Annotated in this window: 24 protein-coding genes; 1 reads left to right on the top strand and 23 read right to left on the bottom strand. The window is 63.9% G+C overall.

Features of this window, described 5'->3' with window-relative positions; translation table 11 throughout:
• Positions 1–3 precede the first annotated feature (3 nt).
• The 13 genes from HBE63_RS02175 to HBE63_RS02115 form a co-directional block, all read right to left on the bottom strand.
• Positions 4–618, bottom strand: coding sequence for a TetR family transcriptional regulator (locus HBE63_RS02175; RefSeq protein WP_166902877.1), 615 nt, complete (start codon positions 616–618; stop codon positions 4–6).
• A 24-nt stretch (positions 619–642) separates the two neighbouring features.
• On the bottom strand, positions 643–2,154 hold the full coding sequence (locus HBE63_RS02170) for an MCE family protein (RefSeq protein WP_166902875.1): 1,512 nt from the start codon (positions 2,152–2,154) through the stop codon (positions 643–645).
• Positions 2,154–3,410 carry an MCE family protein gene (locus tag HBE63_RS02165; RefSeq protein ID WP_243858460.1) on the bottom strand — a complete coding sequence of 419 codons (1,257 nt, stop codon included), beginning with the start codon at positions 3,408–3,410 and terminating at the stop codon, positions 2,154–2,156. Before HBE63_RS02165 ends, HBE63_RS02170 begins: the two co-directional genes overlap by 1 nt.
• Before the next feature lie 32 nt (positions 3,411–3,442).
• Positions 3,443–4,822: an MCE family protein gene (locus HBE63_RS02160; RefSeq protein ID WP_166909269.1), complete on the bottom strand. Its 1,380-nt coding sequence runs from the start codon at positions 4,820–4,822 to the stop codon at positions 3,443–3,445.
• A gap of 11 nt (positions 4,823–4,833) precedes the next feature.
• Entirely contained in the window at positions 4,834–5,916 is a 1,083-nt protein-coding gene (locus tag HBE63_RS02155; protein ID WP_166902871.1) for an MCE family protein, read from the bottom strand.
• Positions 5,916–6,941 carry an MCE family protein gene (locus HBE63_RS02150; RefSeq protein ID WP_166902869.1) on the bottom strand — a complete coding sequence of 342 codons (1,026 nt, stop codon included), beginning with the start codon at positions 6,939–6,941 and terminating at the stop codon, positions 5,916–5,918. The genes HBE63_RS02155 and HBE63_RS02150 overlap by 1 nt, the downstream gene beginning before the upstream one ends.
• Positions 6,938–8,179 carry an MCE family protein gene (locus tag HBE63_RS02145; RefSeq protein WP_371814895.1) on the bottom strand — a complete coding sequence of 414 codons (1,242 nt, stop codon included), beginning with the start codon at positions 8,177–8,179 and terminating at the stop codon, positions 6,938–6,940. Before HBE63_RS02145 ends, HBE63_RS02150 begins: the two co-directional genes overlap by 4 nt.
• 244 nt (positions 8,180–8,423) lie before the next feature.
• Complete coding sequence (locus tag HBE63_RS02140; protein ID WP_243858459.1) at positions 8,424–8,990, bottom strand: hypothetical protein; 567 nt, start codon at positions 8,988–8,990, stop codon at positions 8,424–8,426.
• A 20-nt stretch (positions 8,991–9,010) separates the two neighbouring features.
• Complete coding sequence (locus tag HBE63_RS02135; protein WP_166902867.1) at positions 9,011–10,222, bottom strand: cytochrome P450; 1,212 nt, start codon at positions 10,220–10,222, stop codon at positions 9,011–9,013.
• Between the two features lie 186 nt (positions 10,223–10,408).
• Complete coding sequence (locus HBE63_RS02130; protein ID WP_166902865.1) at positions 10,409–12,064, bottom strand: acyl-CoA synthetase; 1,656 nt, start codon at positions 12,062–12,064, stop codon at positions 10,409–10,411.
• 31 nt (positions 12,065–12,095) lie between these two features.
• Positions 12,096–12,668 (bottom strand): hypothetical protein, encoded by a 573-nt coding sequence (locus HBE63_RS02125; RefSeq protein WP_166902862.1) that lies wholly within the window; start codon positions 12,666–12,668, stop codon positions 12,096–12,098.
• 50 nt (positions 12,669–12,718) lie between these two features.
• A complete protein-coding gene (locus HBE63_RS02120; protein ID WP_166902860.1) occupies positions 12,719–13,585 on the bottom strand; it encodes an NAD(P)-dependent oxidoreductase in 867 nt (288 codons plus the stop codon).
• A gap of 492 nt (positions 13,586–14,077) precedes the next feature.
• Complete coding sequence (locus HBE63_RS02115; protein ID WP_166902858.1) at positions 14,078–14,920, bottom strand: SDR family oxidoreductase; 843 nt, start codon at positions 14,918–14,920, stop codon at positions 14,078–14,080.
• A gap of 483 nt (positions 14,921–15,403) precedes the next feature.
• On the opposite strand from HBE63_RS02115, the gene HBE63_RS02110 reads away from it, so the two are divergent.
• A complete protein-coding gene (locus tag HBE63_RS02110; protein WP_166902856.1) occupies positions 15,404–16,444 on the top strand; it encodes an LLM class F420-dependent oxidoreductase in 1,041 nt (346 codons plus the stop codon).
• On the opposite strand, the gene HBE63_RS02105 is transcribed toward HBE63_RS02110, so the two are convergent.
• The 10 genes from HBE63_RS02105 to HBE63_RS02060 form a co-directional block, all read right to left on the bottom strand.
• Positions 16,434–16,670, bottom strand: a complete 237-nt coding sequence (locus HBE63_RS02105) for a lipoyl domain-containing protein (protein WP_166902854.1) — start codon at positions 16,668–16,670, stop codon at positions 16,434–16,436. The genes HBE63_RS02110 and HBE63_RS02105 overlap by 11 nt on opposite strands.
• A gap of 69 nt (positions 16,671–16,739) precedes the next feature.
• The gene (locus HBE63_RS02100; protein WP_166902853.1) at positions 16,740–17,885 is read right to left on the bottom strand and encodes a thiolase family protein; all 1,146 of its coding nucleotides are present in this window, start codon (positions 17,883–17,885) and stop codon (positions 16,740–16,742) included.
• Positions 17,882–18,313 carry a Zn-ribbon domain-containing OB-fold protein gene (locus HBE63_RS02095; RefSeq protein WP_243858458.1) on the bottom strand — a complete coding sequence of 144 codons (432 nt, stop codon included), beginning with the start codon at positions 18,311–18,313 and terminating at the stop codon, positions 17,882–17,884. Before HBE63_RS02095 ends, HBE63_RS02100 begins: the two co-directional genes overlap by 4 nt.
• Positions 18,306–18,662 (bottom strand): 2Fe-2S iron-sulfur cluster-binding protein, encoded by a 357-nt coding sequence (locus HBE63_RS02090; protein ID WP_166902851.1) that lies wholly within the window; start codon positions 18,660–18,662, stop codon positions 18,306–18,308. The genes HBE63_RS02095 and HBE63_RS02090 overlap by 8 nt, the downstream gene beginning before the upstream one ends.
• A 1-nt stretch (position 18,663) precedes the next feature.
• The gene (locus tag HBE63_RS02085; protein WP_243858457.1) at positions 18,664–19,809 is read right to left on the bottom strand and encodes an acyl-CoA dehydrogenase family protein; all 1,146 of its coding nucleotides are present in this window, start codon (positions 19,807–19,809) and stop codon (positions 18,664–18,666) included.
• A complete protein-coding gene (locus HBE63_RS31245; RefSeq protein ID WP_243858454.1) occupies positions 19,802–20,869 on the bottom strand; it encodes an acyl-CoA dehydrogenase family protein in 1,068 nt (355 codons plus the stop codon). The genes HBE63_RS02085 and HBE63_RS31245 overlap by 8 nt, the downstream gene beginning before the upstream one ends.
• Positions 20,869–22,389, bottom strand: coding sequence for an AMP-binding protein (locus HBE63_RS02075; RefSeq protein ID WP_166902847.1), 1,521 nt, complete (start codon positions 22,387–22,389; stop codon positions 20,869–20,871). Before HBE63_RS02075 ends, HBE63_RS31245 begins: the two co-directional genes overlap by 1 nt.
• Before the next feature lie 5 nt (positions 22,390–22,394).
• Positions 22,395–23,444 carry an alpha-ketoacid dehydrogenase subunit beta gene (locus HBE63_RS02070; RefSeq protein ID WP_166902845.1) on the bottom strand — a complete coding sequence of 350 codons (1,050 nt, stop codon included), beginning with the start codon at positions 23,442–23,444 and terminating at the stop codon, positions 22,395–22,397.
• Positions 23,445–23,448: 4 nt separating this feature from the next.
• Complete coding sequence (locus HBE63_RS02065; RefSeq protein ID WP_166902843.1) at positions 23,449–24,414, bottom strand: thiamine pyrophosphate-dependent dehydrogenase E1 component subunit alpha; 966 nt, start codon at positions 24,412–24,414, stop codon at positions 23,449–23,451.
• Between the two features lie 155 nt (positions 24,415–24,569).
• Positions 24,570–26,027 (bottom strand): carotenoid oxygenase family protein, encoded by a 1,458-nt coding sequence (locus HBE63_RS02060; protein WP_166902841.1) that lies wholly within the window; start codon positions 26,025–26,027, stop codon positions 24,570–24,572.
• Between the last annotated feature and the right edge of the window lies 1 nt (position 26,028).

Raw genomic sequence — 26,028 nt, 5'->3', positions numbered from 1 at the left:
GGGTCAGCAAACCAGCGCCCGGACCAGATACCGGTCGATGAATCGTCGTTTGGCGCTGACCGGGCGCTGCCGCCAGCTGGTGGTGAGTAGGAATGACGTCGTCGCCGACATCCACTGCAAGGTGTCTCGCAGGTTCAGGTCCCGATAGATCTGGCCCTCGGCCTTCCACTCAGTGAACAACGGCCCGATGTGTTCGGCCATCACGTCAACCAAAGCTTCGGCTCCCAATTCGAGCACGGGTATGAGTGCTGCGCTCTCGCTGGCATAGAGCGCTTGATTGAGCGGATCACCGTGGTCGACGGAGACCACCGGCTTGAGCACCAACTCCCGGATGCTGCCAGCCGCGTTCAGCGGGCGATGTAGCGCTTTCACCCATCGGGCATACGCACTGTCGATGCGTCTGAGCAGCAGTCCGAGAAGCAGGTCATCCCGAGTGGCGTAATAGCGGTACACGGTGGAGCGCACCACTCCGGCCTCCTCGGCCACCTCGGCCATGCGGATCTGAGTGTCCCCGCGCCGGACGATGCATCGAGCTGCAGCATCCAGAAGGCGGTCCCGGGCGTCGTCGTCGTCGAGCAGGGCTACAGCATCACCCCAGCGTCGGTTGCGTGGTGTCACGAAGCTGATGCTGCCACGCCGGGATCACGCCCGTGCCATCACCAAGTCGGTCCAAGAGCGCGACGCGGTTGTTGTGCCGCTCAGATCGGTCTGCCGGTAGAGGCGCCCGTCCGGCCCCAGATACGTTCCGGTCTGGTCGTACCGAGCAATGGCCACCGAAGGTTTTTGGGCTGCTGCCGGTGAAAAACCCGATGGCGCAACACCAGGAGATGCTCCAGCCGGTGGTGGGAGCGGTGTGCCCTCCAACGGACCGAACGTGTTCTGGTCGGTCTCGGCGCGACTGTCGGGCGCGACTCCCTGCGCGAGCAGGTTCGGATCGATCGGGCCAGGGCCCAGCGCATGCGGGCGCATCGCCAGCGGCATGAAGGGTTGATCGCTCTCACACATCTGGACGGTAGGTGCACGCTTGCCCGGTTGTCCCATACAGGGATAGTTGCGTGCACCACGAACGCTGATCGGAGAATCCTGCGGAAGCTTGCAGTACAGGCCGTCGGGTGTGTCGATGTCGCTCAGATCATTGGGCGAGCGCCACTGCGACGGGGGCAGGAAGCCGACATTGCACGCAGGTGGGTCATTGACCGAAAGTTCGAAGTCCCCCAAAGGCAGACCCGTGGGGTTGTTCTTGGCACTGGAAGCCTGGGTGGTCGAGATCGCAGGCGGCAGTAGAACGAGCAGTTGTTCCAACGACGGGTGATACGTCACCGCCACCTGGCCGACGGTGATCAGATTGGCCAGTAGCACCGGCATGGTGGGTTTGATCTGGGTGAGCAGCCGGGAAACCTCGTCGGCTGTCGCGGGCCCTTGGGCGAGGATCGTTCGCACCTGGGTATCCCTTACCCGGACCTGATCGGTGATTCCCGCGATGCTGTGCGCAAGGCTTCGCAGTGAATCGGACGCCCGCGCTTGACTGTCGAGTAGCGGCCGGCTGTCGGCGACCAGCGTCCTGGACTGTTCACCGATACCGCTGAGGTCATGGGTGAGTGTGGCAGCGGAATCCAGTAGCGACCCGAAGTCGTAGCCCGCACCGTTGAACGCCTTGAACGACTCGTTGAGCATATCGCCGAGCCTGTCTCCGGGAATGCTGTCGACGAGTGCACCGAGTTGGTCGAGCATTGGCCCGACCTGCTGGGGAACCGTCGTGTGCTCAACCGGAATGGTCGATCCGTCGGTGAGGTAAGGACCGGATTCGTCGTGTGGTTGCAGATCGATGTACTGCTCCCCCACCGCCGACATGCTCCTGACCGCTGCGGTCGTGTCCACGGGGACCCGTGCTGTGCCCTGCAACGACAACGTGGCTTCCACCCGCTTGCCGTCGTGGACGGATACGTCGGTCACCTTTCCGACCTGCACACCGCGATAGGTGACATTGCTGAACCGGTACAGGCCGCCAGATCGCGGCAACTCCACTGTGACTGTGATGCGTCCCAGTCCCAGGAGGGTGGGTGCCTGCAGGTAATTGACCGTCATCACGGTCAACCCGACGATGCCGGCGATGGCGAAGATGACGAGTTGGGCGCGGACCAGGCGAGTGAGCATCAGCCGTGACCTTCTTCCGGTGGTGACTCGTGGTTCGGCGGCGGGCCGTACGGGCCGGCAAAAACTTGCTGTGGGGTTTGCGGTGCCGGAGGTTGCTCCGGTGCGCCGAACCGTGGCGGCGAGAACGGCACCACCGGGTCGGTGACTGTGGGCATCGGTGCCTGTGCATCCGGTGCAGACACTTGTGCCGACAGTGGGGCGTTGAGTGGGTCGTAGGAGTATCTGCGGTAGTAGGGCTCTCCCGGTGCGGGTTCCAGCTGGGCGTTCGGATCGCCCCACCGAGTTCCGAGAAACAGGGTGCGCTTGAGGCGGGGCACTGTGAGGTCGAGTACGGCGAAAAGGTTCATGTAGTCCCCGTGCAAGCCTCGGTCGATGAGGTTTTGCCCGAATGGATAGACCGTCGCGTAGGCCAACGCGGTGTCGAGGTAGGGGCCGACGTCGGCGAGGGCGCGTAGGGTTGGTTCGAGATTGCGCAGGTTTGTGATCAAGTCGTCTTGGGTGGCATTGACGACGCGCACTGCGGAGTCGCTGAAAGATCGCAACTTGTCCAAAGCTGTGATGAACTTGGGCTGTTCACGAACCAGCACATCGAGTGCCGCAGGAAGTTTCTGGAGGGTTCGGTCGAGTACGTCGCGGTGATTCGCAAAGGCGCCGGCGAGTCGATTCAGTGCCGTGATCGCGCCGACGATGCTGTCTCGTTGTGAATCTAGTACGCCCACAAGGCTGTTCATCCTGTCGAGCAGTTCGCGAAGATCGCCTTCTCGTCCGTGAACCATCAGGTTGGCGTTATGAATGATGTCCCCGATCTGGCCGAGCCCGCCGCCGTTGACCACTGCGGCCAGCGACGACAACGTTTGCTCGGTGGTGGGATAAGTCGATGAACGAGCAAGTGCGATAGTGGCGCCGGGAGTCAGCCGGCCGGATGCAGGCTGCCCCAACGGTGGGTCCAGGGCCAGATGCATGGAACCCAGCAGGCTGGTCTGGCCGATGGTCGCCACAGCGTTGGCGGGCACCACCGTAGTGGGCTGTACCGCGACATCGACCTCGGCGTGCCAGTTCACGAACCTCACTGCGGACACGCTGCCCACGACCACATTGGAGACCATCACCGGCGAGTTCGGCTCCAGGGTGGCGATGTTCGCAATCTCAACGCGGTAGCTAACGGCGCTACTATCGCGCCCGACCGCCCCGGGCAAGGGTAGCGAATTCAGACCGTGATAGGCGCAGCCGCTAACTGCGAGTACGGCAGTGCTCATCGCCATGACGGCGCGGATGATTCTGCTCGATTTCATGGGGAAGGTACGCCGTTCACAGTGTCCTCGGAACTTCCCGGCTCGGCCGCCGGCGGACCAGCAGGCAACAACGCGGGTGACGGGTTGGCGGGCAATCCGTTGGGGGCCAATATCCCTGGCGGCGCCACTAACTGCTCCCAGCCTGCCGGCGGCGGAACATCCCCGACGCCTGTGTAGGCCGACACCGCCGGAGCGGCTTCCGGCTCGGGTTCACCGACGCCTCCGCCTCCCGGCGCCAGACCGGGTTCGGAATAGATGATCCGGTCTGGACTCGGTGATTTCATCAGGTACGGCGCTACCGAGAATGGCAGGTGGTTGAAGTTGAGCAGCCGCAGTGCAGGTCCGAGGTACTGAGCGCAGAGCTTGGCCGTTTCGGGCGCTGTTGCATTTTCGACGGCACCGATGCTGCTGCACAGCAATCCGACGGGATTCGAGAAGTTGTTCATCACGAACGCGCCGACGTTGGCGCCGTTGTCAGGATGAAAGATCTTGTACGCGTTAGAGAATGCGTTGGGCGCAACATGCAGGATGTTGGCCACGTCAATTCTCTGGTCCGACAGCGTTTGGGTGATCCGGGACAGTCGCTGGATCTGCTCGGAAGTTTTGTCGCGGGTATCTGCGACGAATTGCCTCACCTCGCCGAGTGCCTCCGACAAGTAGGCCAAGGCATTGTCGAGGTCAGTTCGACTGTTGTTCACCACGCTGGTCAACGTCGCGAACCGATCCTCGAACTGCACTATCTGCGCATTGGAGTCACGCAGTGCAGTGACAAAGATCTGGAGGTTCTTGACCGTATCGACGATATTGCTGCTACCGGCACCAAGCACGCGGCCCAGGGTCGACAATTGCGCCAAGGTTTGGCGAAGTTTGTCGCCGTTGCCCTCCATTGCGTTAGCGGTGCTCTCGATGAACCGCCCCATCGAGGTTCCGTCGACACCGCCATGCGGGCCGAGATCGCTTGCCAGTCGAGTCAACTGGGCTTTGACCTCGTCCCACTCGACAGGTACCGCGGTGCGTTCGAGCGGAATCGTCGATCCATCGGCCAGTGTGGGTCCGCTGTCTTCGTAGCCGGGTGTGAGCTGAACGTAGCGCGCCGAGATGAGATTCGAGGCGACGACGACCGCCTTGACGTCGGCTGGAATCGGAACGCCCCGGTCGATGTCGAGAGTGAAGTTGGCGTGGTCTCCCGAGGGGGTGATCGACTTGATGGTGCCGACCTTGACTCCGGCTACCCGGACATCGTCGCCAGGGTAGATACCCGTGGCGCTGGCGAACACCGCCGCAATCATGGTGTGGCGGACTGCAGCGCGGGTGACCACGACGACCGCCGACCCGACGAGCACCGCAGCCAACAGCGTCGCGGCGAGGATCCGCATTTGACGGCGCGTCACCGAGATCCCCCAGGAATCCCGTTGTAGGGCAGTGGAAGTTCGGCTCTAGGGCCGGCGTTGTCCGGTGGCTGGCCGGCATCGACGCCTCGCCGGAACCCGAAAGCGTAGTCGAGGAAAGGTTGAAGCATCTGAGAGGGCAGCAGGTTTGCGACAAACGCGTCGTAGTGGAACCCTCCCGATACCGCCTCCCCCTGGGTGAGCTGGTACTTCGCCAGGCCCGGTAGCGCCTTGCTGATGTTGTCCCGGTTTTTCTCCAACATTTCGGCCACGGCGTTCAGTTTGTCCAGGGTCGGCGCGAGTTTGGCACGGTTGTCATTGACCAGGCCCTTGATCTGTTGTGCGAGATTCGCGGTTCCAGCGAGCAACGCGACGATCACTTCTCGGCGGTCGTTGAGGACGCCGATCAGGTCGTTGGCGTTCAGGAGCATGGTGTTGATCAGGTCGCTGCGTTGGGCCAGTACGTCGGTCACGCCGGCGGCGCTCTTGAGTAGATCGTCCAAGTTCTCGTCGCGCGCATTGATCGACTCGGACAGGCGGGCGAACCCGTCGAAGGTGGGGCCGAGTTGAGGGGCGATCTGGTCGAGAGTGGAGGCCAACGTCTGCAGCGACTGGTTGAGCGTGTCCGTGTTGGTCGCCGCCGTGTTCTGAGTGAGATCGCCGACCGCATCGGTCAGCGAGTACGGCGACGAGGTTCTCGTGAGTGGGATGACATCGCCTCGGCGCATCCGCACGCTTCCCGAAGACTGAACCGTCAAGACACGTTCTCCCAACAAAGTTCCGGTGCGGATGTGTGCCGTCGTCTGCGATCCGAGCGGGAACTGGGCGGCGACGGAGAAGGTGACCAGGGCTTTCCCCTTTTCCAGGGAAATCGCGTCCACTTCGCCTACCTTGATTCCGGACCGTGTCACAGCATTGCCGGCCGCAAGACCGGCGGCGTCGGCGAAGATCGCCTGGTAATTCATCGATCTCGCCCATGCCGTGATCCGCTCCGGCTGCAGACCGACCGCGACGACAAGCAGCAGCACCACCACACCGATGAATCCGGCGCGTGCCAGTTGAGACCCTCGATACTTGAGCATCAGCTGTCGGCGCACCTTCCCACATCCTGCTTCACCCACGGGAAGACAGCGGTGCGTCCTTGAAGATCGGTGACCCGCAATGAGATTCCGCAGATGTAGTAATTCAGCCAGGCGCCGTACGAACCGAGCCGAACCAGCTTGCGATAGTTGTCGGGGGCGCGTTGCAACGCAACATCGAGTGTCGGCATGTCTCCCACCACATGGCTCGACACCGTCTCGAGTTGCTCGACGGTTCCGGCCAGCGGCGCCCGGGTATTGGTCAGTAGATCCGCCAGTGTGGTTGTCCCACTGCTCAGTGCGTCGACAGCCGAGCCGATGGTATCGCGGTGCTGCGCCAGGTCGGTGACCAGGACCTCAAGCCGGTCGAGCGTCCGGGAGAAGTGATCGCCATCCTGGGCGAGTGTGCCTGCCATCGTGTTGAGGTTGTCGATGACTTGCTGGATGACCTGACTGTTGTCGGCCAAAGTGTTGGCGAAGGAGGATCCCCGTGACATCAAGGACTGAAGAGTGTCGCCTTGTCCTTGAAATACCTGCAGCAGCGAGGTGGTCAGGGCGTTGACGTCCTGAGGGTTGAGACCAGCGATCACAGGTTTGAGGCCCCCGAGTAGCAGATCCAGGTCCAGCGCAGGCATGGTGCGATCCACAGGCAATTGCGCACCAGCGGGCAGGATTCTGGTGGAGTCCGGCCTGTCGACGAGTTCCAGGTACCGATCACCAACGAGGTTGAGGTATCTGATGGCCGCGGTCGCGCCTGAGGTCAATGCGATGTTGCGGTCGGTATCAAAGGTCACCAGCACGCGATCGTCGGCTCGTAGCGTTACCGAACGCACCGTGCCTATCCGCACGCCCGCGGCGCGCACGGAATCACCGGACTTCAGCCGGGACGCATCGGCAAATATTGCCGAGTAGCCGGTGGTGGGTCCCGAACGGTATTCCGCGAAAGTCATGAACAGAAGTGTCGTGAGTATCGCCATCACCAGCGCGAACGACCCGAACTTTAACAGGGTGCGAACGGTCGGACTCATCCTGGCTGCCCGATTTGAGCACTGTTGCGGGGAGGCCCAGCGATAGGGCCGAACAACATTTGTTTGAGCCCGTCGGAGTTCAGCAGGATGCCCTGATTGCCGTACCGAGTGGGGTCCGCCCCGTCGTTTACCACCAGATACGGCGGGGTGGTGTTCGCAGGCACCGCGGGCATGAGCATGTCGGCGCAGTGTGGGCCTCCGCTGGCGGCAACCTTTGGTAAGTCATCCGGATAGCGGTACCGCTCGCGTGCCAGCGTGAGGCCGACAGAATCGACGACACCGGGAAGTTCCAGCGGCGGCGATGACTGCTGAATGTGGGCCAGGCCTTGGAGCGCGCACGTCAACGCTGGGTTGTATTCGTTGGTGAGCGTCGTGGTGGGGACCAGGAGTCGTTGCAGATTGGCCAGGGGTTCCCCGTTGGCACTGAGGAATTCGTCACCGGCCGAGGCCAGCCCGATCGTGCTCAGCAGCAAGGCGTCAAGGTCCTGCTGGCGGTCGACGATCGTATCGCCGAGGTGGGTGGCATTGTCGGCGGTGGTAACGAGGTTCTCAGCCGCGTCGGCGTATGACGTGAGCACCCCTGGTGCCTCGCGCAGGTCTCGGTCGAGGTCATCGAGGCTGGGCTCGAGCGCCCCGAGGAAGCGGTTCAGGTCCGACAAAGTCTGTCCGGCCCGCTCACCGCGGCCGTCGAAGGTGGCCGCCAAGGCGCCGAGAGTCTCGTTGAGTTTGGGTGGGTCGACTTTGGCCAGCACCCGGTTCAACCGCTCGAACACCGTGTTGACTTCGATGGTCACGTGGTCGCCGGCGAGGACTGCTCCGGGTGAAAGCGACTGCGAAGACGGGTTCGGCGGCGGGACCAGTTGGACGTACTTCGCGCCGAACACGGTCGTCGAGGAGATGTCGACGCCGACGTTGGTGGGTATTTGCTTCAGGACGTCGGGGTGCATGGCCAGTTTGAGAACAGCCTGGCCGTCGGGCCGCACGTCGATGGATTCGACCCGACCCACATCGACGCCGAGGAGTTGCACTTTGGCATCGGGATTCATCACGAGCCCGGCACGCTGAGAAACAACAGTCAAGGCAGCAGTGGTCTCGAATTTTCCCTGGAACATCAACGCCGCGACGGCAACGACGCCGACACCGATAGCTACCGTTGCGGCGCCCAGCGCCGGCCGAAGGTAGGAACGAGCCTTTGCTTCGGAAGCCGCCGACCGAGCGGGTGAGACGCTAGCCTCCACGATCCTCCAATAGCCAGTTCAGCGCGCCTGCACGAGACGGAAGCAAACAAGCGCTTCGGACAAATCGCATCGAATGTCCGATGAAATTTCCTATCGCACACCGTGACACTTTGCGGGAGTTTTGTAAAGAGGGAAGTCTGCGCAGGCGGGGCGATACGAAGACCTACGCAGGGTTGCATATCGGACAAGGGTGAGACTCTGTCCGATACGGCGATCGACGGCCGACTGTCGCTAGCGGCTGGGTTCAGCCGACCTTGGCCAGTTTGAACGGGATTTTCACCACGAGCGGCTTGCTGATGCCACACGCGCCACTGATACCGGTGGTGGTGTCTTCACCCATGAACAACTCCGTCGACGTCATGTCCCCATTGCCATCAGGACGCGCCGGGTAGAAGTGGAACACTTGCAGACCGTCTGATCTACTGCCATCTGGGCACGGCTCCCATTGTGGGACTATGTGTTTGACATAGAAGGTGCCCGACTTGGTGTAGAGCGGAGCCGTCCAGCCTTGGTTGCTGGCAACGTCACCGACGCAATCGAAACGAGTGGTACATGTCGTTGAGACGGTCCAGGTCGCGATGACGGTCTGCTCGTCGCGGTAACTGTCGTTGGTCTGCGCCCATTCCCCATTCGATTGGGCCCGAAAAGTGCCATTGAGTCCCCAGTCGTTTCCATCAGCGTGTGATGGCGCGATCGGTTGAACAAGGAAGATCAGCAGACTGGCAGCCAGAAGGCGTGCAATCCGTTGCGCAACACCGCCTCGTCCGACCGCAGAATGACTGTGCCGGGGTCGTGCCCCTAAAGCGTCCATCGGCTATTCCGTTACGACGACTAGTGGTCGACGGCCACCCGGATGGGTACGGCAGCATAACCGTTGACACTGGTCATGTTGGTTCTCCTGAGGCCTTCATAGTCGACTTCGTAACTGGGCAGCAAGTCGAGTAGATAGTCAAGCGCAATGGCACTTTCCAAACGTGCCAGCGCAGCACCCAGGCAGCTGTGTATGCCGTAGCCGAAGGCGAGATTCTGCGCCTGGCTGCGATCCCGGTTGATGTCGAACGTTTCGGCCTCGGCGAATGCGCGATCATCCCGGTTTGCAGCTGCCCCGAGGAGCATGACGGCGCTGCCCGCCGGGATCGTCTTCCCGTGTATTTCAACATTTTTCGTCACATAGCGGCAGTCGTACTGTATTGGCCCCTCGAAGCGCAGCAGTTCCTCGACCGCTGCGGGGATCTTGTCCCGGTCTGCGCGCAGTTGGTCCCATTGATCGCGATGACGCGAAAAGACCACGATGGCGGTGCCCAGTAGCTTGGCGACGGTTTCAGCGCCTGCCCCGCCCAGAAGTGTGCAGAATCCTGCGATCTCGACATCGTCGAGACCGGTGCGGGTGCCGTCTTCGCGATCGACTTCGACCGTACACAATCGGCTGATCATGTCGTCGCGGGGTTCGACGCGGCGTTCCTGGATGATGCGGTAGTACAGGGCGCCCGTTTTCATCATGGCATCGTTGCCGGCGCGACTCTGGGTCATCCGACCCGGCGGACGCTCCAATGATGTCTCCAGCCAAACGCGGACATTCTGACGGTCGGCTTCAGGAACACCGAGCATTGTCGTAATGACCTCGACGGGGAACAGCGCCGAGAAATCGGCGACAACGTCGAACCGCCGCGGATCCACACGCGAAAGGAAGTCGGTGATCTTCTGCCGGATGATCGCTTCTTGAGCCTGAATGGCCCGCGGCGTGAAGACCTTGTTGACCAAACTGCGCATCCTGCGGTGCTCGGGAGGATCCATCCAGATGATGGATTGGTTGTGGGAGTGCGTTCCGGACTGGATTTCTTCCAGGGTCACTCCCCGAGCAGAGGAATACGTCTCGAAGTCTTTGAATGCTCGCGCGACGTCTTCATGGCGACTCAGCGCGTAGAAGTCGTACTGGTCACTGTAGTAAACCGGGGCCTCGTCGCGCATGCGCGCATACGTCGGATACGGATCGTTGAAGTAATCCTCAGAGAACGGATCGAACACCAGCGGCGGTCGTGCCATCACACACCTTCGAGGCTTGGAGAGTAGCGGCCAGCCCACGCCGGCGCGAATCTCAGATCGGACATTTCTCAACTTTTGACCGACAACGCGACCAGTAGACAGCGTGACAGTTTCGCCGCATTCTGTAAAGTGGCGCTTGTCCCCGGGGAAACATCCTGGCACCCGGCACAAAATCTCTGCCGTCATTCAGGAGGCGGGGACCGCCTGCGCCTGCTCGCGGGCCCATCGATAGTCCGGCTTGCCTGAGGGGCTGCGCTCGACCGTATTACAGAAGACCACCGCCTTCGGCAACTTGTAGCGGGCAATCGATCGTCCAGCGTGGTCGATGAGCTCGGATGCTGTCACTGCGCTGCCTGCAACCGTTGACACGATGGCCACGACCGCCTGGCCCCACTGCGAGCTAGGTCGGCCCGCGACAACAACGTCTTGGACAGCTGAGTGCGAAGCTATCGCGGCTTCGACTTCTTCGGCGAAGATCTTCTCTCCGCCGGAGTTGATGGTTACCGAGTCGCGTCCAAGTAGTTCGATCGTTCCTTCGGCGAGCAGTCGCGCGCGATCACCAGGGGTCGAATAACGGACGCCGGCGATCACCGGGAATGAGGCAGCGGATTTGACCGCGTCGTCCTTGTATCCGAGCGGCACGCAACCCCGTTGCGCCAACCAGCCGTTGCAGTCATGGCCGGGCTCGAGTAACGAGGTGAGGTCCTCAGCAACCACGCAGGTGTCCGGGCCCGGCTGAAACGTATTGGAAGCCTGGGTATCTACCGTGGTCAGCTGTTTCATCTGCTGACCAGTTTCCGACGATCCAACTCCGTCCACCACCAACAGACTCGGCCAGCGCGCGAGTAGCCGCTGCTTGACCGCAGGCGTCAATGCGGCGCCACCGTTGGCCCAGACAGCCAGGCTCGACAGATCAGCATCGGATCTACCGACGGCATCCAGGAAGGGCCGCGCCATCGCATCACCAACCGCGGTGACCGACAGGACCATTTCCTCCTCGATGAGTCGCACGACTTCGTCTGCGTCCATGCTCTGCACCGAAGTGGGGAATACCACCGTCTGCCCGGTCGTGAACGCCGTCATCGCAGACCACTGCGCGGCGCCGTGCATCAGCGGAGGGAGGACCAGCATCTTGGTGCCCGGGTTCGCAGCGGCCGCTTCAGCGAGTTGTTCACACGATTGTGCGATTTCCCCGGTGAGGAAGTTCCGGCCGCCGAACGCCGAAACGAAGATGTCGTGCTGACGCCACAGAACCCCCTTGGGGTGGCCGGTCGTACCTCCGGTGTAAAGGACGTAGAGGTCGTCGGGCGTCACATCGGTATCCACCACGGCAACCGGGGAGGCTTCGGCGACGATCGTCTCGTAGTCGACGGCACCAGGGAGCAGTTCGTTACCGGAGTCGTCAGCAATCTGGATCAGTATCCTCAGCTGGGGCAGGTCAGGTAACAAGCCTGCCAGTGCGGGTGCGAATGCCGAGTGGTATACCAGCGCGGTTGCTCCCGAGTCAGTCAGCAGGTAGCGCAACTCGTCGCTGACGTACCGGTAATTGACATTGAACGGTGCCACCCGAGCACGGAAAGCCGCCAACATCGCTTCGACGTATTCGTTTCCGTTATAGGCATAGATGCCGAGCAGGTCCTGACCGACTTGGTGATTCGCCAATTCGCAGCGTTCGGTATGACAGCCGAGCCCACGCGAGTGCAGATAGCCCGCCAGTCGACGCGATCGCTCCGCGGTATCGCGGTAGGTGAATCGGTGCGAACCCTGGATCAGGTATTCGCGGTCTGGGATGGCTGATGCCACGGCATCTACCACTGCGCTGACGGTAAAGGACGTCGTCATGTATCCACGCTCGTTTGTGAGGTCGGTCGGTTTACGTTGATCGAAGCGGACGAGACACCGGCGGCTCGTTCGGAATCAGGGTGGCCGGTATCGCGCGCAGGCAGGCGCGGCGGCCCCCAGGTGAACTACTCGCCGGCGAATGCAGCACCTCGGACTCGGACCGCGAGACCGTCGTGGTCGAAGCGGCCGCCATGGCGTGGGCTTTGAAAGCGCGACCGGACATGCTGGCAACGTGTCGCGCGGTCACCCAGTCGTTGGCAGCGGACGAGGGAAGCGAACCCCAAAGCGTCACCTCCTTTGGAGGTTTGACGAAGCGACCGGTTAGGTAGCGTTGCGCACGACGATCTGTTGACACCAATTCGTAGGCCATTGCGATCGCGGTCGGTCCTTGCGCAGAAGCCGCCGTCGCAAGTTTGTCCAGCGGCAAGACCTTGGCGCCGAGGATTCGAATGGGACAGTCATCACTGACATTCGGTAGGAACACCGTCACGTCCCATCCCGACATGGCCCGGTCGGCGATCCGGCCACCTACCGAACAGACGACGTCCGTAGCGGAGGTCCCCAGCACGATCAGCTCATAACGCGAGACCACAACCGACTCCATCTGGGCGTTCGTTCGTCGACCTCTCGTGCGCGACGGCGTGCTCAACGCTCCTACTGCCATGCGGGTGCCACCTTTTCCTCGGAATCGGCGTTGTCGACAAAGATGTCCATGATTGGAGCGGAACCGCCGCCATATACCGACAGATCGCTGACCCCGGCCCCGGCGAGCACTTCGTTGTCCAGGTAGCAACGGCCGGTCTCGCCAGTCGCCATCTGTGACAACACGATGACCGCCGCATCAGCCATGATCTGAGGACTGCGGCTGGAAGCCAGCATCGCCTGCCCGTCGGCAGAGTTAGCCACTGCTGCTGTCGCGATGTACGTCTCGGGCCAGAGGCAGTTGAAAGCGATTCCCGCCCCGGCATATTCGGCTGACCACCCCATCGACAGCAGAGTCATCCCGTATTTGGACAATGTGTACGACGGATGCACACCCAGCCAGTACGGATTCATGTTCAGCGGTGGAGCAATCGTGAGGACATGGGCATTCGGCGACTGCTGCAGGTGCGGCAGGCACGCCTTCGTCAGCAGGAATGTCCCTCGGATATTGATCTGCTGCATGAGGTCGAACTTCTTGGCGGACAGTTCCTCTGTGCGTTCCGTGCTTATGGCGCTCGCGTTGTTCACGCAGATGTCGATTCCGCCGAACCTGTCGACTGCCGCATCGACCGCGCGTTGCACATCGTCCTCCCTGCGCACATCGCCCACCACAGCGAGGGCCTGGCCGCCCGCCTCCTCAACCTGCAGCGCCGCCGTATGCACGGTTCCGGGTAGACGTGGATGCGGGTCACTGGTTTTGGCCAGTAGAACGACGTTCGCACCCAGCCGTGCGGCACCAAGGCCGATCGCCAGACCTATTCCCCGGCTGCCGCCGGAGACCACCATGGTGCGGCCTTCGAATGAGCTGAGCACCGACATCGTTCACCTCGGTTGGGAGTGTGGGCAAATGCGCGATTCCACGAGAGGACAGGATCGCCTACCCACCCAGCGTGACACTTAGAGGCAGATTTGTAAAGTCGTTCTCCGCACGCGGCCCCTGTCCGTCCGACCTGAAGAACCCGCGATTGACGGCCGCGCGCCCTCCAACGACTCGCCACGGCGATTCGGAACAGTTCGGATCACGCCCTGAAAACCGTTCAGCTGCTTGCGCAAACAGGCCCGATCGCGCCGGAAAGTCAATACCTTCCTAGGACCCAAGTCCAGGATGACAACTGGTTCCGTGGCAACCTCCACCGCTGACCGGAGTTGATCCCAAAGCGGACGTCGGAGTCGTTTCGTGCACGCGGCATGCCGAGCCACCGCGACTCTCATCACGTTCTCAGCAAATACCCGCGGACCGGTGCGCGGTTCCAGATCGAACATCCGACTTCGGCACCGCCGATCTGATAGCCAATGACCGACGGACGGCCCTTACTGCGATCGAGCGAGTTGGAGCATCTTGAGTGGGGTCATCGCCGCCATAACTCCGCCGTCACACAGAATATCGGTGCCGGTGAGATACCCGGGCCCGCTGCTCGCACAGAAGGCAAGGAGTGCGGCGATCTCTGATGGATGGCCGAATCGTTTCAACGCGCCGAGCTCAGCCAGGGCTCCGGCGCCGGCGTCCTTTTCCAGCTGCCCCATCGGGGTCTCGAATGATCCCGGCGAGACGGACACGACGCGGGCGCCCTTGCTTCCGAATCGCCCGGCCATGGCCTTGCTGTACCAGATGACAAAGTTCTTGCTCAGCATGTACGCGATCTGCGGGCGCAGCGCAAATGGGACGAGGTTGCACATCTTCACCAAGCCCGCGGAAAACCGCTCGACATCACTCAATGCCCGCCGGTACATGCGTTTTGGCGCAACGACGCCAGGAAGCTGGTGTCCGGCCACAGAGGCCACGTTGACCAGCGCCATACCTTCGGTGGCAATGCCATGAAAAGCGGTGTTGACCAGTACGGTGCCAACCGCGTTGACCCGCAAGATAGCTTCTGCCGCCGCCATGCTCGGGCTCAATCCCGCAGTATGCACGACGGAAGTCACCGTTCCCAGTCGCTGAGCGTATTCAGCAAGTTGGCGCACCGATCTACTGTCCGTGATATCGCAGACCGTAGCGGCGCAATCGATTCCCGCATCGCTGAGCTCACGTCGCGCAGACTCCAGCCGATCATGACTGACGTCGCTTATCAGTACGGTCATATCCTTGCCCAGGATGCGCGCCGTCGCCAGTCCCATTCCGCCGGCCCCGCCGGTCACCACCGCCAATTGTGGCATTGTTCAAGCCTTCCGGTTGCGCTCATCAAGGTTGGATCGCCGTGGCCACAGCGATGACACGACCCGTCGAAACATGCTTCACTCCTGGCCCATAGCCCGAACGCTGAAGCGCCGGAGCGGCATACCGCATTGCCGTCGAGCGGCACATCGAACCAACGCCGTTACAATATACTCGTTCATTGTAAAGTCGACCTTCAGCGCTTGGACGGTCGCCAAGGACCCCGGCCCGGCGGAATGACGACGGATCGCCGCCTCGCGGTCTCGGCCGTCAGGGTTACCGGAGCTGGCGGAATACATACACAACGCCCCACGCCCGACACAGAATGTGACTTAGATCACTTTACTCGCTTTCGCGTGCCAATTACAGCGCGTAGTTAAACAGCCTGCCCGATTGTCAATCTTCGCTGCGCCTCAACAGCCTGCGCACTCAATCGACGGCTCCCACATTCCCAACCAACCGGTTGATGGTGATATAACTCCTTCATGCGGACGGGAATCTTCCTGAGTTATGCCGGCGGCTTCAAAGAAGCAGCCGACCAAGTCGTCGAACTGGAGAAGGTGGGCGTCGACATCGCCCTGGTCGCCGAGGCGTACTCCTATGACGCGATCAGCCAGCTGGGCTATCTGGCCGCCAAGACCTCCACCATGGAGCTCGGCACCGGCGTGGTTCCCATCTACACCCGCACGCCGGCCCTGATGGCAATGAGCGCGGCCGGGGTGGACTACGTGTCCGACGGGCGGTTCCGCCTCGGCATCGGCACCTCCGGCCCCCAGGTGATGGAGGGCTTCCACGGAGTGCCGTTCGACGCGCCGCTGGGCCGCACCCGCGAGGTGGTCGAGATCTGCCGCAAGGTGTGGCGTCGCGAGAACCTCGACTACGACGGCAAGTACTACCAGCTGCCCCTGCCCGCCGACCGCGGCACCGGCCTGGGCAAATCGCTGCACCTGATCAATCACCCTGTGCGTGAGCGCATTCCGATCACGATCGCCGCGCTGGGACCGAAAAACGTCGAGCTGACGGCCGAGATCGCCGAGGGCTGGCAGCCGGTGTTCTACCTCCCGGAGAAGGCCGACGACGTGTGGGGCGACGCCCTTCGCGCCGGGACCGCCAAGCGCGACCCGGCGCTGGGGGCGCTGGACGTCATGGTCAGCGCCAGCCTGGCCATCGGTGACGACGTCGACGACCGGCTCGCCTGGGCGAAACCCCAACTGGCGCTGTACATCGGCGGCATGGGCGCCCGCGGGCAGAACTTTTATCACAAGCTGGCCACCCGGTACGGCTACGGTGAGGTCGCCGATCACATCCAGGACCTCTTCCTGGCCGGCAAGAAGGCCGAGGCCATCGCGGCGGTGCCCGACGATCTGGTGCGCAACGTGTCGCTGGTCGGGCCGAAGGGATTCGTCAAGGAACGCCTGGCCGCATATGCCGAGGCCGGTGTGACCACGATGCTCGTGCATCCGTTGGCCACCGACACCGCCGAGACCGTGAAGTTCTGCGAGGAGCTCGTCTCGCTCACCCGATAGGGTCGAGCGAGCCGAGCGTGGCGCCCACGGGGTAGGCCGCTTGGAACACGATGTCGCCGCAGCGCAGGGTGCCCGTACACGGCGCGGGAATGTCGGTCTCCACCTTGTCGGTCCCCACGGTGTAGAGGTCCTCACCCTCCGCCACGGTCGCACCATCGGGGACGAGCCAGCCCATGAACACGCCCTCGGTCATCGTGACATCGAGTTTGGGCATCTTGATTTCCATCGTGGTCAGGCCTTTCGGGATGTGTCAGCGGGGATGTACAGCGCCGGGGCAGGGCACGGGGGCCAGCGCCTATCTGGTGAGAATCGTGCAGCCACTGAGCCCTGGCGCACCGTAGACGTGGGACAGGGCCACCTTGGGCTGTCCGCCCACCTGACGGTCGCCGGCGGTGCCACGCAGTTGCAGCACGTTCTCATGAATCTGCCGAAGGCCCGATGCGCCGATCGGTTCCCCATTGGCCAGACATCCACCGTCCGTGTTGATCGGCAACCGACCGGTGAGTTCGGTTGCGCCGGAGTCGATCAGCTCGGTCTGCTCACCGTCGGCGCACAGCCCGGTCTCGGCCAGGTGGATGATCTCGGCGCCCGCATCGGTGTCCTGCAGCTGGGCCAGGTCCACGTCGGCCGGCCCGATGCCGGCCATGTCGAATGCCGCCGTGGCGGCGTCCACGGTCGGGCTGTCCCCGCGGCGAACCGACAGCGACGGACTGAGCACCTCGAACGAGCCGGGACGGCGCGTCCGCACTGCCGACGACGCGACGTACACCGGGTGCGGGCTGAACTTCCTGGCCTTGTCCGCATTGCACAACACGATCGCGGTCGCGCCGTCACCCGGCGAGCACAGCATGTACTGACGCAATGGATCTGACAGCATCATCGACGCTTCCACGTCGGCCTCCGACAGCGGCTTGCGCCGCCAGGCATTGGGGTTGAGCGAACCATTGCGGGATGCCTTGGCCGCCACCTTGGCCAGCAGCCGTTCCGGCAGACCGAACTCGTGCAGATAACGCTGGATCTTCAGGGCGAAGAACTGAGAGGTCAGTGCCAGGCCCGACGGGCCGTACCACTCGCCGAGCCCCATGGCGGCGGGATCGATCGCGAAGGCTCCCCGAGGGTGCGAGTCAAAGCCGACCACCAGCGCGAGATCCGCCGCGCCGGCCTCGATGGTGTGCTCTGCCGAGATCAGCGAACTGCTGCCCGTGGCACAGCCGTTGAACACGTTGACGAATGGCACACCCGTCAACCCCAGATCGGACACCAGGGTGTCGGCCGACCCGGCCGACATGCTGCCGCCCACGGCGTACTCGATCTGCGGCCAGGTCACCGATGCGTCTGCCAGCGCCTGCCGCACGGCCGTCACGGCCTCTCTGCGCACCGAGGCGTTCTGATAACGCCCGAACGGACGGCACCCGACGCCGATGATCGCCACGGAGTTCATGACCGCTCCCCTTCCTGTGCAACCGGTGCAAACGCGAAAGTCTGGGCTGTTTGCCCGGTTTCGGTGCTGACGTCGATGCTGGTGAGCACCATCGGGAGGCCGATCCGCAACCGGTTCGGATCCGATTCGGTCAGCCGCGCCTCCACGATGACCTCTCCGGGAAGTTCCACATACCCCACCCCGAACGGCTCGAAATCGTCTGCGGCGCCGAAGTACGGCGGGCTCGGCGGTGGGAACCGCTGCACAGTCCAGGTCCAGAGCACCCCGTGATCGGCCAGCGTCATCGCAGCGATGTCGACGCCACCGCAGTCGCGGCATGACTCCCTGCGCGGAAACTCGATCTCTCCGCAGGTACCGCAGCGGCCGCCGACCAGCCTGAGCCGGCCATCGTGGATCTCCATGATCTCGGGATCGATGATCTCAGCCACCCGACTCCTCCTGTTCTACTGACTGTTCGGTTGCGATGCGCCGTTTGCGCACTCCACGTTTCTCGACAACCACGTCTCCCAGCACCCCGGCCTGGCAGGCCAACCGCACGTGCTCGCCGCGTCCACCCCGATCCCCGGTGAGGTGGCGAACCGCCTCCGTCTCGGTCACCGTCGGCTTCGCCAGGTGCTGCGCTCCCTCGAGCACGCCGACGTGGCAGACCAGGCAATCGCCATTTCCGCCGCACACCGTCGGCCAGCGAAGCCCCGCCGCCACCGCGGCAGCCATCACCGTCTGCCCCTGGGCCGCCTCGAAGGTGATCCCCGACGGCCGGACGGTGACGGTCGGCACGTCAGCCGCGCCGCAGTTCGCGCCAAGGCTTGCCCCGCCCCGGATCGATCTCGCGTTCCAGGCCCAGCACGCGTTCGCCGACGATGTTGCGCTGCACCTCGGACGTCCCGCCGGCGATGGTGAACCGGCGGCTGTCGAGGAGATCGTGCGTCTCCGCGGGCATCGCGCCATCCCAGTAGGCCGCTTCGGCTCCGCCCAGCTCGAAACCGAGTTCGCTGATCTCCTGGGATAACTCAGACAGCACGAGTTTGGTGATCGACCCTGTCGGAGAGCCTCCGGGAGTGCGGGACTCAGCGACCGAACGCAGATTGGTCAGCGCCAGCGCATGTTCTTTCGCGAACAGATCGACCAGCCGATCTCGAACCACGGGATCGTTCCAACGTCCGGTGCGCCGCGCCAACTCGAGCACCGGCGCCAACGGGATGCCACTGGCGCTGGAGGTTTCTGAAAGGCCGGATCGTTCGGCGTTCAGGGTCGTCATGGCGACGCGCCAGCCGTCGTTGACCTTGCCGAGCACCGTCTCGGCGCCCAACTCCAGGTCCTCGAGGAACACCTCGCAGAAGTGCTCGTCGCCGGTGAGCTGGCGCAGCGGCCGCACAGTCACGCCGGGCGAGGCCATATCGACCAGGAAGCAAGTGATACCGGCGTTCTTCGGCTGATCCGGGTCAGTGCGGGCCAGCAGCATCCCGTAGCGGGATTCGGTGGCGAACGAACTCCACACCTTCTGTCCGTTGATCCGCCACGAATTGCCCTCGGGCACCGCACGCGTGGCCAGGCTCGCCAGGTCCGATCCCGCCCCGGGTTCGCTGAACAGCTGACACCACATGTCCGCACCGGCCACGATGCCGGGCAGGTACTTCCGCTGCTGTTCCGGGGTGCCCCAGTCCATGATGGCCGGGCCGATCAGCATCAACGGCACGAAGTAGTGGTCCGGCAGCCCGGCACCGTGGTCGGCCAGCACCGACCGCACCACCGCGGCCTGCGGCTCGGTGTAGCCGAGACCGCCGTGTTCTCGCGGCCAGTGCGGCACGGTGTAGCCGCGGTCCCCGAGTGCGGCGTACCAGGTTTCGCCTGCGCCGGAAAAGTTGTCGACCACCCAGCGTTCGACCTCGTCGCGCAGCTCACCGTCGTGCAGTTGCTCAGACACTGTCAGCATCCCGTCGATCGATCAGGTCGGCCAGCAGCTGCCGGTACACACTGGGCGAACCGGTCAGCGCGACAACCGAATTGGCTCGCCGCAGGTAGCGGTGTGCCCAGTATTCCCAGGTGATGGCGATGCCACCGTGCAGCTGGACGGCGGCCTTGGTGACCGCGAGTGCCGTCTGCCGGGACAGCAGCGCCGCCACAGCCAGGTCGATGTCCGTGTTCAGCCGCGGCTCACCGCTGAGCCGCCAGGCCGCACCGTAGACGGCCGAGCGGGTGAGTTCCACTGCCGCCAAGAGATCCACCAACCGATGCTTGACCGCCTGGAAGGAACCGATGGTGCGGCCGAATTGCACTCGCTTCTCGACGTATTCGACGGTCGCATCCAATGCGTGTTGAGCCACTCCGAGCAATTCGGCAGAGGTCACCAGGCCGGCCCGCCGCGCCATCTCGATACACACCGGGGCGGCCTCTTCGCCGCAGAGCAGAACAGCCGGCTGGGCTCCCTTGACCGTCAGTCTCCCCAACGGCCGGGACAGATCGAGGCCGGACAGCTCTTCGATCGCCCCGGCGACACCGTCCAGCACAGCCACCGCGGGCGCGCCCTCGAAAGTTCCGGAGACCACCACCGCGTCGGCTCCGGGCGCATTCCACACCGGCGCCACGCTCGCGTCGATTCCACCGGACGGGTTCGTGGTCAGCCGGGCGTCCGTGGCAGCGGCGATCGTTCGCGTCCCGTCGCGCAGCGGGGCCACCAGCGCCGGGTCCCCGACGCTCGCGGCCAGCACGCCGGCGGCCACGCTGGGCGACAGCGGGCCGCCGAAGAGCGCTGCGCCGGCCTGTTCGGCGAGAATCGCCAAGTCGACGGCCGTCGCCGTCGACTCTGTGGCGTCCGCGGTGTCGAAGACGATCTCGTCGGCCCCGACATCGGACAGCAGTCTGCGCCAACCGGTCTCGCCGGCGTCGGCGAAGAGGTCGCCGAGCACGCCGCGCAGCGCAGCATGTTCCTCGGTGAACGAGAACGCCGGCGATTCGGCGTCACGGGTCAGTTCGACAGTGTCCATCAGGGCCTCCCGGCCGACGTCGTGCCGGCAGCGGGCCGGGCCAGATAGCGGTCCCGCAGTTGCCGCTTGTTCAATTTCCCCATCACCGAACGCAGATCGAAGTCGACGATCTCGACCAGATTCGGACACTTGTAGTGAGCCATGCGATCTCGCGTCCATGCGACCAGTTCGGCGGGTTCGGCACCAGGATCGGTGGTCACCACCAGGGCACACAACTGTTCGCCGAGGTCGTCGTGCGGGATGCCGATCACAGCGACGTCGGCCACGGCGGGATGCCGGCGCAGCACCGCCTCCGACTCGGCCGGGTACACGTTGACGCCTCCGCTGACGACCAGGTCCGAGGCGCGGTCGGTGAGGTACAGGTAGCCGTCGTCGTCGAGATAGCCGATCTCACCGAGCGCGAACACCCCATCGGCCACATAGCTGCGCCGGGTCTTCTCCGGATCGCCGTGATAACTGGGACGGTGCCCTACGCTGGATCGCACACAGACCAATCCCGCTGCGCCACTGGGCAGCACCTCGCCCTGCTCGGTGCGGACGCTGAGTTCGTACCCCGGCATGGCCCGCCCCACCGACCCTGGGTGTTCCAGCCAGTCGACCGAGTTGATCAGGGTCACCGTCCCGGCCTCGGTGGAGCCGTACGCCTCGACCAGAATCGGGCCGAACCAGTCGATCATGGCCCGCTTCACCTCGATCGGACAGGGCGCACCGGTGTGCACGATGCTCTTCACACTGCTGACGTCGTAGCGGTTTCGGACGTCGGCAGGCAGGTGTAGCAGGCGGGAGAAGTGTGTCGGCACCATCATGGTGGCCTCGATGCGCTCGCGGTCGATGGTGGCGAGCACCCGCTCGGCGTCGAACTTCGGCAGGATGACCAGTGGTTGCCCCGCCACGATCCCGCGCACACCTGCCATGGGCCCGGTGTGGTGCATGGGAGCTATCACCATTTGCCTGCCCGGCGTGCGAATGGGTGAGTCAATCACGCGCTGAACGTATTCGACCATCGAAGCGCCGCCGGGAAACATCTGATCCGGTAGCTCGACCCCCTTGGGGTGGCCGGTGGTGCCCGAGGTGTAGTACAGCGGCTTGACCGGCGCAATGTCAGCGGGCGGCTCGCTGTCGGAATACTGCGCCGTCACGACCTCGAGGTCGCCCCAGGCCACCACTTGTACGTCGGGGTCCGCCGCGCGCACGGTGGTGGCCACGTCTGCGCTGCACAGCACCGTATGTACGGCGGCGTCACGCAGGATGTAGCCGACCTCATCTGCGGTCAGGTGGTCGTTCACCGGCACCGCCGACAACCCGGCGTAGGTGGTGGCCAGGTGTGCCAGCACGATGTGCACACTGTTGGCACCCATCACCGCCACCCGAGCGCCCGGCGGGAACTGCTGCGCCAGCAGCCAATTCACGGTCTGGTTCAGGCGCTCATCGAGCTGCGGCCACGTCCACGCGGTGGTGCCGTCGGTGAGCGCGACCGCCCCTGGATCCTGACGAGCGTACTGCCCGATCGCATGGACCACGGAGGTTAGCCGCGTGACCCGGCGGTGGCCCGCGACCGGGATACCGCAAGCTTGGCCGCCTCGACGATGGCGTCCTGTCCCGGCACGAAGGCGTCCTCCAGGACCTTCGCGAAGGGTATCGGGGTGTCGGCGCCGGCCACCCGCTGCACGGGAGCACCGAGCTCGTCGAACAGGTTCTCGGTGATCAGCGCGGCCAGCTCGGCACCGAATCCGCCCCGCCGCACCGCCTCGTGGATCACCACGGCGTGTTTGGTGCGGGCGACGGATTCCAGGATCCTGCTCTCGTCCAGTGGCACCAGGGATCGCAGGTCGATCACCTCGGCGTCGATCGACTCCTGCGCGAGTTGCTCGGCGGCGGCCAGAGCGGTGTGCACCTGCCTGCCGTAGCTGATCAACGTGACGTCGCTGCCCGGTCGCACCGTCGCCGCGGAGCCCAGCGGAACCACATGATGGCCGACCGGAACCGGCTGCGGTGGAGCGAAATACAGCAGGCTCTGCTCGACCACCACCACCGGGTCGGGGTCGAAGATCGCCGCGGTGAGCAACCCCTTGGCGTCAGCGGGGTTGCTCGGCACCACGACCTTCAGGCCCGGAATGTGGGTGAGCCAGGCCTCCAGCATCTCGGAATGCTGTGCCCCGAACTGCATTCCGGCGCCGGCGGCACAACGGATCGTCAACGGCACCGTGGTCTGCCCACCGGACATGTAGCGCAGCTTGGCGGCGTGGTTGGACACCTGGTCGAGGCACACGGCCAGGAAGTCCATCAGCATGATCTCGGCGACCGGCTTCATACCGGCGATGGCGGCGCCCACCGCGGCGCCGACGATGGCCTGCTCGCTGATCGGCGTCGCGCGCACCCGTTCGGTGCCGTACTTCGTGGACAGCCCGGCGGACACCTTGAACACCCCGCCGCTGGGGTCGGCGATGTCCTCGCCCAACAGGATCACCGACGGGTCACGGGACAGTGCGTCGTCGAGCGCGCTCCCGAGGGCCTGAAAGCCGAGCATCGGAACCGCTTCCACTGTTTCGGCGGTCTCTGCGGTTTCAGTGGTCATGGCCTCACACCCCTTGGTAGACGTCGGTCAGGAGCTCGGAAAGCTCGGGAACCGGGCTGGATTCGGCGAACTCGAATGCATCCTGCACTTCGGCCTTTGCCTGCGCCTCGATGGTGGTGATTTCGTCCTCGGTGAGCACCCGAACTTCGATCAGCTTGGCCCGCAACCGAAGCACCGGGTCGGCGGCGCGTCCGGCGTCGAGCTCGCCGGGCTTCATGTACTCGTTCTGATCCGACATCTGATGGCCGTAGAACCGGAAGGTCATGGCTTCCAGCAGTGTTGGGCCTTCGCCGGCCCGGGCCCGGTCGATCGCGGTGCGTGCCGCGCCGTACATCTCCACCGGGTCGTTGCCGTCGACCCGCACACCGGGCATCTTGTAGGACGCCGCCCGGTCGGCCACCCGGTCCACGCTGGTGCCGCCCTCGAAAGAGGTGTGCTCGGCGTATCGGTTGTTGTGGCAACAGAACACCACCGGCAGCTTCCACAGCGACGCCAGGTTGCAGGCCTCGTGGAATGCCCCGATGTTGGTGGCGCCATCACCGAAGTTGACGACGGTGACCCGGTCGCCGCCCTGCAGTTGGGAGGCCAGAGCCAGGCCGTTGGCGATCGGCAGGCCGCTGCCGACGATTCCCGTCGTGACCATCAGTCCGGACTCGGGGTGGGTGATGTGCATCGGGCCGCCCTTGCCCTTGCAGGTGCCGGTGGCCTTGCCGAAGAACTCGGCCCACAACTCCCGCATCGGCACACCCTTGGCGAGCTGGTCGTGCAGGCCGCGATAGGTGGTGACCAGATAATCGTCCGGACGCAGCAGCGCGCCGATCGACGAGGACACGATCTCCTGCCCGCGCGGTGAGTAATACTGGGCGCTGACCTGCCCGGTCAGGATCAGAGACCGGAATTTCTCGTCGCACACCTTGATCCGCGTGGCGGTGGTGAAGATCTGCACCAGCTCGGCCGTCCCTGGCGTCATCAGCTTCCCATCTATTGGTCGGTCAGATAATTAATTAGTAACAGAGATCACTTCGCCATGTCAACGGCGGTTTTCGACTCCCGGGGTGGGCCCGCGCTCACTGACTCTGCGTGCAGGGCGCACAAGCACGAGAAGCCCGCGCCCTCACCGCAGAGTCAACGTCGAAGGAACGCCTGCCGGTACAGCGGGCTGTCCACGCTGTAGTAGCTGCAGTGGAATCCACTGGGCACACCGAACGGAATGACGGCACTGGCAATCGGACCGCCGGCGATGTCAGCCGCGTCGAAAACCACCAGTTCGCTTTCCCTAGCGCCGTCCCGATGCACCAATGTCAGTGCGTAACCATCGAGTTCGTTGGTGCTGCCGACCCGGGGAGCGAAGATGAGTTCGCCGGCGGCAGCCCCGGCACCGAAGTGATAGAGATCCTCGGCCCCGGTCACGGTGTCGACGCGCAATGCCGAATCCATGCCGTCGACCCGGCCATCGCGTGATTTCAGATTGCTGTTGGCGAACGCATACCGGCTGGGCTGTGCCATCAAGCGGTCGTCGGGTCGCGGAAACTGGATGTCACGGTCGTTGATGATCTCTTCGTTGAGGGTGTCCGACGTCGCATGCGGGTCGATCGTCCAGCGCCGCAAGCTCTGCTGGGTATCCGCGTGGCTGGCGCGGTTGCCGTCAACGTCGGGAAACAGTGCAGTGCCCTCCGCGGCAGCCACATCAGCGACGATGTGGCCCTGTTCGTTCTCCCACACGTTGGCCTCGTGCAGCATGTGCCGCGACTCCACCTCGATCCAGCGCACGTCGGCAGCGGTCCCGCGCCGGGGCATCAGTCCGAGCTTGCTCGGCCGGCCGGGCACCCAGGCCGTCATCGGTCCGCCGCGCATGGCCCGCTGAAGGCTCAGCTCGAGCGGCATGACGGGGAACACCACCCAGTTCTCGGTGACGAAGAAGGTGTGCAGCATCGTCATGTGCGGTACCGGAATCAGCTCCGTGACCACCGGAACGCCATCGAAATCGATGACGTCGTAACGGATCACCGCGTCCCCGCCCAGGCCGTGCACCGCATTGCCGATGTTGATCAGCTCGCCGGTGGCGTGGTCGACCTTGGGGTGCGCCGAGAACGTCGTGGTGATGAGGCCGCCATAGGTCTCCTCGCCCAGGGTGTCGAGCGTGCGGGGATCCAGGGCCACCGGCGGTGCGCCCTCCATCAGGGCCAGCAGCCTGCCACCGTGGATGATGACGTTGGTGTTGGCGGTGTTGTAGCGGGTGCCCAAGGTCTTCGGATCCGTGGTCATCGGATTGCCCAGCACGCCGAACAACCGGCGGCCCTCCCCCTGCTCCAGCAGGAACTTGTCGGTGCGCACCCAACGGTTGCGCATGGACACCCGGCCGTTCTCGAGGAAGAACGCGTAGACCATGCCGTCACCGTCGAACCAGTGATAGTCCTCGTCGGTCGGCGGGTACAGCGGCTCGGCACCGTTGCGGTAGAACACTCCGGCCAGGTCCTGCGGCAGCTCACCGCGGACCACCAGATCCGGGGCGTCAACCTCCATGCGATTGGGCTGGTGATGGCCGGTCAGAAAAGGGCTGTCCCGAAGAAGGCTGGTATCCATG

This window comes from Mycobacterium sp. DL440, from assembly GCF_011745145.1.
In the GTDB taxonomy this organism is placed as follows: Bacteria; Actinomycetota; Actinomycetes; order Mycobacteriales; family Mycobacteriaceae; genus Mycobacterium.
The sequence above is the reverse complement of the archived record's forward strand: the minus strand, read 5'-3'. Positions and strand labels throughout refer to the sequence as shown.